Genomic DNA, 9857 nt, shown 5'->3' with positions numbered 1-9857 from the left:
CCCACATCGGGGTGTGGATCTCGGTGCGGGCGATGCGGTCCTTCTCGGCGTCGGGCAACACGGCGCCGATCTTGACCAGCGCCTCGTCGGCGGCCCGCGCCATGGCGGCGCCGCCAAAGGCGCGCACCATGCGCGCGCCGGCGACCAGCGCCACGATCTCGTCACGCGTGAACATCAGCGGCGGAAGGTCGAACCCCTCCCTCATCATGTAGCCAACGCCAGCCTCGCCGTCGATCGGCACCCCGGTCGACTGCAGGTCGGCAATGTCGCGGTAGATCGTTCGCTCGGAAACCTCGAGCCACGTGCCGAGCTTCTGCGCGGTGACCAGACGGCCACCACGCAGATGCTGCACGATCTGAAAGAGCCTGTCGGCGCGGCGCATCGTGTCGTCCCTCGGTGTTGTTTCCAGAGCGGCTTACCGTTTCACCGAAATGGCGAACCGCTCCATCTCTCTGTTTCGACGCAATTCCGGACGGAAGACAGGAGCACACTCTTCCTGGAATTGCTCTAGGCATGCCGCAGTCCCAGCCCGGCGCCCACCTTGGGGCGGCATGCATTATGGTTTCAGCCCTTCGCGCTTGCGCTGCGCGGCGACGAATTCCGCGCCAAAAGACAATTTCCTCGTTGTCGGCGCCGTCGCGTCGAGCACGCGCCAGAAGGGTGCGATGTCATCAAGCGTCATGCCGCGCCCGAGATCCTCGTTGGCTGCTTCGGCGACTGTGCGCAGATGATAGCCTATCGTGACCGGGCATGTCACTTCGGCGCCATGTTCGACGGCGAGCGCGGTGCGCAAAGCGCGGACATCCATGCCAATGCCTTCGGGAATCGAGCGGATGAAATCGTCGACCTTCCGCGCGGTCGGCACCAGCATCGGCTGGCCCTCGATGACGTCTCCCATGGCGCGGGGCGTCGGTTTCACGCCGTTGATGCCAGGCGTGTTCAGCCTGTCGTTCCAGCTCTTCATCGATCGTCCTCTCGGCCGGCCATGCGCATTATGTCACCATCGCACGCCCCTCCTGACAACATAGTGTCAGGATGCTTCCGCGTACTCCTTCATGAACAGCGTCCGCATCTGCGCGAGATCGCCGCCTTTTTCGGGATAGAGAGCCTGCAGAAAAGCAAGGGCGAAGGTGCCGGGCGCCGAACCCGGCGCGGAAACGATTTTGCCGTCGGCCACGGCGTGCGGCACGTCCTGATAATTGTTATCGCCAGCATAGCCGGCTTCGTGGCGATTGATCCAGTCACGGCCATTGCTGGTATGCTTGGCATTCTCGAAGAGGCCAGCCCGGGCCAGCGCCAATGTTCCGGCGCAGATACCGCCGACCACACCGCCGCGCGACGCGACGGTGGTGAGCAGTTCGGCGGCATCCGGCGGTTCCTTGCCAGCCCACTGATCCGAGCCGATGACCGCAACCGCATCAAGATCGATGTTTTCATCGGCTTTCGCCGAGCGGTCCGGCGCCAACCGAAAACCGCTAATTCCCGTCACCGGCTTGTTATCCGGCGTCAGCGACACAGCGCGAGCGCCAAGCCATTCCACCGCCGAGGCCGCCAAGAGCCCATATTCCCAGTCGGCGAAACCTTCGATGAAAAGGAAGCCGATAGTCTTCCGATCGGGCATGCGCTCGCTCCATCCCTTGCGCGCCGGGCTCTATTTCAGGCGTGCCGTGCCTGTAAAAACGGGCCACCTTTGGATGGCACGCGTTGATATCTGGGCGTTGACTCGTCCGCGTCCAACAGTCGCCTCGAAAATTTTGTCTCAATTGCCGCGAAGGCGACGGTCGGCATACATGTCCGGCCAGCCGATATCCTTGCGAATGTCGGCGGGGAGCGAATTCATAAAGCGCTGCGTGCGGATTTCATTGCGCATCGTGCGCACCTTGCCGACATAGTGCTGCATGCCGCGCAGAATGGTAAAACCGTTCATGGCTATTCTCCTCTCTCTGACTGGAGGCAGTATCGCACACCCCTCCTGACAGCAGTCTGTCAGGAGCATGGCAGGGCGCGGAAGATGGTTCCGTTCGGCGCGTATCTCCAGGGCAAGCGTCGGTTTTCCCGGCATCACGTCCGCCCGCAGCTGGTCTCGGCGGGCACTGATTGTTCACCAATGGAATGCCAATCGACGGGGCGTTGTTCATCGTCCGATGACGGACTGTCGGGATGGGCGGCCTTCCGCGATGGGACCGCAATGCTGATATGAAAGGGAGGAAATTCTTCCCACAAAACAGGGAGACGACCATGAGCCTGCAACTGACAGGAATTCACCATCTGACCGCCATCACCGCCAATGCGCCTGGCAATCTTCACTTCTACACGAAGGTGCTGGGCCTGCGGCTGGTCAAGAAGACCGTGAACCAGGACGATACCTCGGCCTATCACCTCTTCTATGCCGACGGCGAGGCAACGCCGGGCACCGACCTCACCTTCTTCGACTGGCCGGTTGGCCGCGAACGGCGCGGCACCCACAGCATCGCGCGGACCAGCCTCCGGGTCGGCGGCCGGGAGAGCCTTGGCTGGTGGAAGCAGCATCTGGCCGGCGAGGGCGTCGTGACAGGGGAGATTGCCGATATAGGCGGCTACCCGTCACTGGATTTCGAAGATCCCGAAGGCCAGCGTCTGCGGCTGGTCAGCGATGGCGGGTAGCGGCGGCAGCCATCCCTGGGCGCAAAGCCCGGTACCGGCCGAGCATCAGATCCGCGGGCTCGGGCCGATCGTCATCAGCGTTCCCGACATCACCAACACCGAGGCGGTGCTGACCAAGGTGATGAACATGCGTGAAGTCCGCGACTATGCCTCGCCGGATGGCGAGGGCCAGGTCCACGTCTTCGAAATGGGCGCGGGCGGGCCGGCGGCGGAGCTTCATGTTGCCGTGCAGCCTGGACTGGCGCCAGCGCGGCAAGGCGCCGGTGCGGTCCATCATGTCGCCTTCAGGGCCCCGGACCAGGAGACGCTGCATCAGTGGACGGCCCGCCTGACCGAATTCCGTCTGCCGTCGAGCGGCGAGGTCGAGCGCTATTACTTCCGCTCGCTCTATTTTCGCGAGCCGAACGGCATACTGTTCGAGATCGCCACGGACGGGCCGGGGGTCACCGCCGACGAGCCGCTGGAGACACTTGGCGAAAGCCTGGCGCTGCCGCCCTTCCTCGAAGCTAAACGCGCTTCGATCGAGGCCGGCCTCAAGCCGCTGAGGTAGATCTAGGTCGTTCCCTGAAAGACAACGCCGCGCTCCGGTTCGATCGCGGCGCGTATTCATTCTCAGGAACGAAGAAGGCGCTTTGACAGCCGGCCGCGTTGCTGGTCAAAGGCGGCATGACGAAACTCCTCGCCCTTGTCATTGTCGGTTTCATGGTGATCCAGATCATCAAGCCACTCGGCTGGCCCGGGCTCAAGCGACGCGGTGATTTCTGGAAGCTGGCGCTGCTCGCCATGGCCGCGATCTCGCTGGCGGCCGTGCTTGGGCATTTGACATAGGCCCCGGCAACCGCCTGTCAGTCGTGTTCAGTCACCAAGTACCGGGCCGGCAAGATGCTCCGCCCAGGCCCGGTAGCCGGCTTCCGAGGCATGAAAGCCGTCCGAGGCAAAGCCGGCTTCAGGATTGGTGATCGGCAGGCGAGGTGCCGGCACCGCGCCGCGCTCCAGGCAGAGGCGTTCGCCCATCCGGTTCATTGCGTTTGCGCGGATTTCCAGGATCTTGCCGAGCAGCGGCGGCATGGCCGGCGCTCGCGTGAACTCCAGCACCGGCGACCACACGACGCGCGCTTCCGGCCATTTGGCGCGCAACGCATAGAGCAGGCCGCCGAACTCTTTCTTGAAGCGCGACACCGAGTGGAAATTCTTGGTGTCGTTGGTGCCGATGGCGAGCACGATATGCGTCCATGGCTCGGCCGACAGATTGGGCAGGACGTGGTCTCGGATCTGGCCTGACGTCGCCGAATTGAAGCCGGCGGCACGCCAGCGCACGGCGCCGCCGGTGCGCTGGGAGATCAGCACGGCGAGTTGCGCGGCAAGTCCGTTTTCGGAATTGCCGATGCCCACCGAAGCGGCCGAGGAGTCGCCCAGCACCAGCAGCGAAATTGCCGGCGCGCTGCCCGCTATCTCATGCATGACCGGGCCCTGTGCCGGCAGCATACGCGTGGTGCGGCGGCGCACGGCCAAGCCCTGCCAGACATAGATGGGAAAGGCGAGCCAGGTGAAAAGGGCCGGGAAACGCATGGCAATACCCTGCAACGATCTGCGTCAGGCTTAGCGTAAGTTTCGGCGCAGGTGAACGATCTCAGTCGCAGCAGCCAGGCGGTTCATCGTTCTGCGTCGGGTGACGGTCCTGATATTCGTCATGCAGGCGGACCCAGTCCATCAGGCCATGATAGGGGCCATTTTCGTTGCGCCCCTTCGGCGTCATGTCGAGATAGGCATAGGTGCCGATCAGCGCCTCGCCACCCCGGGCGCGCGACAGGAAGGTGAGAAAGATGTCGCCATTCTCATCCCTGTAAAAGACGCTGGTGCCCGGAAGCTCCTTCGAGGTCCGGGGACGGGTCTCGAAATTGTAGGTGGTGTCGCCGGTGGCGATCTGCCGGTCGGTGAAGGAAACCTGCATGTCGAAATTGAAATCCGACGCATAGGAGGACACCCAGTCGAATTTCCAGCCCATGCGCTGTTTGTAGGGCAGAAGTTCCGCCAAGGGCGCGCGCGAGACCACGACGAGCGACACGTCGTGATGCCTGAGGTGCCGGTTTGCGCCATCGATATGGTCGGCCAGGAAAGAGCAGCCCTCGCAATGATGGACGCAGCCCGGCCCGAACATGAAGTGGTAGACGATCAGCTGACTGTTGGCGCCAAACAGGTCGGCCAGCTTCTTCGGGCCTTGCTCGGTGTCGAAGACATAGTCCTTCCTGATCTTTAACCACGGCAATTCACGCCGCTCGGCCGCGATGCGCTCGCGCAACCGCGTCAGTTCCTTCTCGCGGATCAAATGCGCCTTGTGTGCCTGGAACCAGTCTTCGCGTGAAACGACCTTGTTGCGATGCATGAACCTCTCCCTGTCTGCACCCCAAGGACGTTCGGGATGGGCGCAAACCGACATCGCCGCCAGTGACGCCTTGGAGGAAATAGGAACGGGAAGACCTTGGCCCAAGTCCGACAGTCACAAACAAAAACCCGGGCACGTCGGCCCGGGTTCGCGGCAGGACGGACGAATTGCGATCAGGCGGCGCTTTCCAGCGTTGGCTTCCATTTTCCCAATGCCGCAAGATGGTTCATGTGGGCGCGATGGGTAAAGGCGGCCTGGCCGGCGGCGACGTTCGAGGCCTTGCCGCTCCAGGCCTTCTGCGGGGCGGCCTGCAGCGCGCGGCCGTAGGAGAAGGTCAGCTTCCACGGATGCGGGCCGATGGCATTGATGGCGTTGAGGTTGGCGGTCGCTTCCTCATCCTCCTGGCCGCCGGAGAGGAAGGCGATGCCTGGCACGGCGGCCGGCACCGTCTCGCGGAAGAGTTTTATGGTCTTTTCGGCGACCTCCTCGGGGCTGTCCACCTTGCCCGACTTCTTGCCCGACAGCACCATGTTCGGCTTCAGGATCGTGCCTTCGAGCACGACGCGCGCCGCGTAGAGCTCGTCATAGAGCTTCATCAGTGTGGCCTTCGAGACCTCGTAGCAGGTAGCGATGTCGTGGGCGCCGTCCATCAGCACTTCCGGCTCGACGATCGGCACGATGCCGGCTTCCTGGCACAGGGCGGCGTAGCGGGCGAGCGCGTGGGTGTTCGAGGCGATCGAATTGGCCGAAGGCACGCCCTTGGTGGTGTCGATGTCGATCACCGCGCGCCATTTGGCGAAGCGGGCGCCGAGCTTGTAATAGTCGGCAAGCCGCTCGCGCAGGCCGTCGAGGCCCTCGGTGATGGTGTCGCCGGGAAAGCCGGCGAGGGGTTTGGCGCCGGCATCGACCTTGATGCCGGGAATGGCGCCGGCCGCCTTGATGATATCGACCAGCGGCGTGCCGTCGGCCGCCTTCTGGCGGATGGTCTCGTCATAGAGGATGACGCCGGAGATGTACTTGGTCATCGCGTTGGAGGCGCGGAACATCATCTCGCGGTAATCGCGGCGGCTGTCGGCGGTCGATTCGACGCCGATGACATCGAAGCGCTTTTTGATGGTGCCAGAACTTTCATCGGCGGCCAGCAGGCCCTTGCCGTTGGCCACCATCGCGGCGGCAATGTCTTCGAGACGTTCGCTCATCATGCTTCTCCTGAAGGGGTTCGTTCCGCGCTTAATGGAAGTCTACCGCCAAAGGAATGGCATCGGAAAGCTCGAATCGATTGAAAGTCTCTGGCGCCCTCGTTTGCTCCGTGTTGATGCAAAATCCCGGACGAAAAACCGTCTCACACTTTCCTGGAATTGCTTACCGCTTCAACACGTCGACGCCGGGCAACGGCTTGCCTTCCATCCATTCCAGGAAGGCGCCGCCGGCGGTCGAGACATAGGTGAAGTCGTCGGCGACGCCGGCGTGGTTGAGGGCCGCCACCGTATCGCCGCCACCGGCGACGGAGACCAGCTTGCCGGCCTTGGTGCGCGCCGCCGCGTGCTTGGCCGCGGCCACTGTCGCGTGGTCGAAGGGCTCGATTTCGAAGGCGCCGAGCGGGCCGTTCCAGACCAGCGTGGCGGCGCGGTCGATCCATTCGCCGATCGTCGTCACCGTCTTGGCTCCGACATCCAGGATCATGCCGTCAGTCGGCACGTCCGAGATGGCGACGGTCTCGCAGGCGGCACCCGCCTTGAACTCCTTGGCGACGACGCCATCGACCGGGAGGATGATGGCGCAGCCTGCCTCGGCCGCCTCGATCATGATCTGTTTGGCGGTCGCGGCCAAATCATGCTCACACAGCGACTTGCCGACATCGGTGCCGCGCGCGGCGAGGAAGGTGTTGGCCATGCCGCCGCCGATGACCAGCGCGTCGACCTTCTTCACTAGGTTCATCAACAGCTCGATCTTGGTTGAGACCTTGGCTCCGCCGACGATGGCGACGACCGGCCGGACCGGATTGACCAGTCCCTTTTCCAGCGCCTCGAGCTCGGCCTGCATGGTGCGGCCGGCAAAGGCCGGCAACAGACGCGCCAGCCCTTCAGTGGAAGAGTGGGCGCGGTGGGCCGCCGAGAAGGCGTCGTTGACGAAGATATCGCCATTGGCGGCGAGCCGATCGGTGAAGGCGTGGTCGTTTTTCTCCTCGGCCTTATGGAAGCGGGTGTTTTCGAGCAGCAGCACGTCGCCCTTGTTCATGGCGGCAACGGCGCTGCCTGCCGTGTCGCCGACGCAATCGCCGGCGAAGCCCACGGGGCGCCCAAGCACTTCGGCCGTGGCTTTTGCAATAGGCTCCAGCGAGAATTCGGGCGAAGGGCCATCCTTGGGGCGGCCGAAATGGGCAAGCAGGATGACCTTGGCGCCTTTGCTGGACAGTTCGGCGATGGTCGGCGCGATACGCTCGATGCGCGTGGCGTCGGTGACCTTGCCGTCGGCGACGGGAACGTTAAGGTCGACGCGCACCAGCACGCGCTTACCGCTGATGTTGCCGATATCATCCAGTGTCTTGAAGGCAGCCATGCCGGTCCCTTTCCTAGGAAATCGCCGGGACCATACCCCGCATCGGCGGCGATGCAAGGCTTTGACAGGGCGGGGCGCGAAATTTTGAGGCGGGCGGGGACATAGTCTGTGAGGGCTGCCCCAGGCGGATGGAGTGATCGCCGTCGTCAGTTCCCGGTCGTCGCCTTTTCAACCGGTGGCTCGGCGTCGTCAGTCCGTGCCGGCGCTGCCTGCGTCTGCGCCGGCTTGCGCCAGTTGCGGATAAAGGCGCTCAAACGGTCGCCCATCTCGCCGGCGCTGAGGAAGACCGGCACCCGCGCCACCGGCGCGGTCGGCTCGAACGAAAGGCCAAGGCCTGTGATCCTGCCCTTGTCGTCGACATCCCTGACGATCAGCTCGATTGGACCGAGCAGCACGCGGTCGGCATATTCGGCATGGCCGCCGAGCCGCGCGGTGACCAGCGCGCCGACGGTGAGCTTCTGCTCCGCCTCGGTCAGGCCTGGCGTGTAGGCGGCTTCCAGTTCGGCGGCGGAGCGCGCCGGGTCGACGGCGAAGGCGCCAAAGAAATCGGCATCCTCGGGATCGACCACGGCCCGGCTGGCGAACAGCTTGTCGAGCAGGCGAGGATAGCGGTCCGGCACGAAGATGTAGACCTGATCGCCTGCGGCCAGCCGCCCCATGTCCTGGAAACGCATCGAGCGGCCGTCACGCAGGACCAGCGAGGGACGGGCCCAGCGCGGAATGCGTTCGCCGCGCGCTACCGGACTGCCTTGAGCCACGCGATAGGCGAGAAGCTCGTGATGGGCGGAACCGGGAAGCTCCAGTTCGACCTTGTCCAGCGGCCCGAGCCGCGCCGGCACGATAAGGCCGAGCCGGCGCGCCAACGGGCCAACGGTCCAGCCCTGGATGACCAGCGAAACCAGGACGATCATGAAGGCGGCGTTGAAGATGGTGCGGCCGTTCTCCAATCCACCGAGCAGCGGGGTGATGGCGAGCAGGATCGAGACGGCGCCGCGCAGGCCGACCCAGGAGACGAAGGCGACTTCGGGGCGCGGCAGGCGAAACGGGATCAAGCAGAGCCAGACCGCGACCGGTCTCGCGACGAACATCAGGAACAGGCCGAGCAGCACCGCCGGCACCATGATCGCCGGAAATTGCGAGGGCGTCGCGAACAGGCCGAGGATCAGAAACATGATGATCTGCGCCAGCCACGACATGCCGTCCTGGAAGCGCTTCAGGATGGTGACGGCGCGGATGTCGGAATTGCCTGATATGAGGCCGGCGAGATAGACCGCCAGGAAGCCCGAGCCGCCGATCGCGCCGGCGGCGGCGAAGACCATCAGCGACAGGGTCAGCACGAAGATCGGCAGCAGGCCATGGTCGAGATTGAGCCTGTCGACGAGGCGCACGATGGCAAGGCCGCCCAGCACGCCGACAATGGCGCCGAGGCCCATATTGATGACGAAGCCGAGGATCAGGTTGGTGACCAGGACATTGGCTTCAGGGTTCGCATGGGCGGCGATGATCTCGACCAGCGTGATGGTCAGGAAGATGGCGATCGGGTCATTGGTGCCGGACTCCACCTCGAGGGTGGAGCGCACGCGCTCGCGCAGATTGATCTCGCCGGCGCGCAGCAGGAAGAACACCGCCGCGGCGTCGGTCGAGGCGACAGCGGCGCCGAGCAGGAGGGATTCCAGCCAGGAGAGGTTGAGCATGGAGTGGGCGGCGGCTCCGAACAGGCCCGTGGTCAGCACCACGCCGACTGTGGCCAATGACAGGGCCGGCCCCGCGGCCTGCCGCAAGGCGTTGAGCGGTGTGCCGAAGCCGGAATCGAACAGGATGATGGCCAGCGCCAGTGAGCCGGCAAAATAGGCGATACGGGCATTGTCGAATTCGATGCCGAGGCCGTCGGTTCCGGTGGCGAGCCCGATGCAGAGAAACAGAAGCAGGAGGGGAGCGCCGAAGCGGAAGGCGATCAGGCTCGAAAATGCGGCGGCGACAACGAGCGCCGTGCCGATCAGCGTGACGAGATAGATCGCGTGCTCCATCCGTGATTTGCCCCTCGAATTCCTCTGCTTTCTCGCTTTACGGGAGAGTGGGGCGAAGGCATGGCCAGTGCAAGGCGGGCGGATGGTTTTTTGCCCAATGCCGCTGATTTTCGACGGTTCTGGAGTTGTTGCCTCGGCAAACGAAAACGCCCGGCCGAAGCCGGGCGTTCAGACTGCTGACAAACCCCTGGCATTTGCCGGGGGTTTTTGATTCACTGGGTCATGTTGAAGCGACCCGCCCCTGA

General features: G+C 64.1%; 10 protein-coding genes and 1 pseudogene. 2 read left to right on the top strand and 9 right to left on the bottom strand.

Annotated features, from left to right (window positions below; all coding sequences use genetic code 11):
- From FJ548_RS29435 to FJ548_RS29420, 4 genes are all read right to left on the bottom strand, one after another.
- The coding region (locus tag FJ548_RS29435) for a YafY family protein (protein WP_140779752.1) at positions 1-382 on the bottom strand (382 nt) is incomplete at its 3' end.
- Between the two features lie 174 nt (positions 383-556).
- On the bottom strand, positions 557-964 hold the full coding sequence (locus FJ548_RS29430; RefSeq protein WP_140779750.1) for a hypothetical protein: 408 nt from the start codon (positions 962-964) through the stop codon (positions 557-559).
- Positions 965-1030: 66 nt separating this feature from the next.
- Entirely contained in the window at positions 1031-1621 is a 591-nt protein-coding gene (locus tag FJ548_RS29425; RefSeq protein WP_140779748.1) for a DJ-1/PfpI family protein, read from the bottom strand.
- Positions 1622-1759: 138 nt separating this feature from the next.
- Positions 1760-1927: a hypothetical protein gene (locus tag FJ548_RS29420; protein WP_140613532.1), complete on the bottom strand. Its 168-nt coding sequence runs from the start codon at positions 1925-1927 to the stop codon at positions 1760-1762.
- A gap of 311 nt (positions 1928-2238) precedes the next feature.
- Here FJ548_RS29420 and FJ548_RS29415 point away from each other — a divergent pair.
- Both FJ548_RS29415 and FJ548_RS29410 read left to right on the top strand, forming a co-directional pair.
- Positions 2239-3193, top strand: a pseudogene (locus FJ548_RS29415) (ring-cleaving dioxygenase).
- Between the two features lie 116 nt (positions 3194-3309).
- Positions 3310-3471: a hypothetical protein gene (locus FJ548_RS29410; protein ID WP_140713244.1), complete on the top strand. Its 162-nt coding sequence runs from the start codon at positions 3310-3312 to the stop codon at positions 3469-3471.
- A 27-nt stretch (positions 3472-3498) separates the two neighbouring features.
- Here the strand turns inward: FJ548_RS29410 and FJ548_RS29405 are convergent, their stop codons facing one another.
- The 5 genes from FJ548_RS29405 to FJ548_RS29385 all read right to left on the bottom strand — a co-directional run bounded on the left by FJ548_RS29405 (position 3499) and on the right by FJ548_RS29385 (position 9612).
- Positions 3499-4212, bottom strand: coding sequence for an SGNH/GDSL hydrolase family protein (locus FJ548_RS29405; RefSeq protein ID WP_140779746.1), 714 nt, complete (start codon positions 4210-4212; stop codon positions 3499-3501).
- 61 nt (positions 4213-4273) lie between these two features.
- The gene (locus tag FJ548_RS29400) at positions 4274-5026 is read right to left on the bottom strand and encodes a thioredoxin family protein (protein ID WP_140613528.1); all 753 of its coding nucleotides are present in this window, start codon (positions 5024-5026) and stop codon (positions 4274-4276) included.
- Between the two features lie 173 nt (positions 5027-5199).
- A complete protein-coding gene (locus FJ548_RS29395) occupies positions 5200-6225 on the bottom strand; it encodes a class I fructose-bisphosphate aldolase (RefSeq protein WP_140699557.1) in 1026 nt (341 codons plus the stop codon).
- 163 nt (positions 6226-6388) lie between these two features.
- The gene (locus FJ548_RS29390; protein WP_140613527.1) at positions 6389-7585 is read right to left on the bottom strand and encodes a phosphoglycerate kinase; all 1197 of its coding nucleotides are present in this window, start codon (positions 7583-7585) and stop codon (positions 6389-6391) included.
- Positions 7586-7731: 146 nt separating this feature from the next.
- On the bottom strand, positions 7732-9612 hold the full coding sequence (locus FJ548_RS29385) for a potassium/proton antiporter (RefSeq protein WP_140613526.1): 1881 nt from the start codon (positions 9610-9612) through the stop codon (positions 7732-7734).
- Positions 9613-9857: the final 245 nt, after the last annotated feature.

The organism is Mesorhizobium sp. B2-4-17 (assembly GCF_006441275.1).
Lineage (GTDB): Bacteria > Pseudomonadota > Alphaproteobacteria > Rhizobiales > Rhizobiaceae > Mesorhizobium.
Note: the sequence above shows the minus strand (reverse complement) of the source record. Positions and strands in the feature narration are given on the sequence as shown.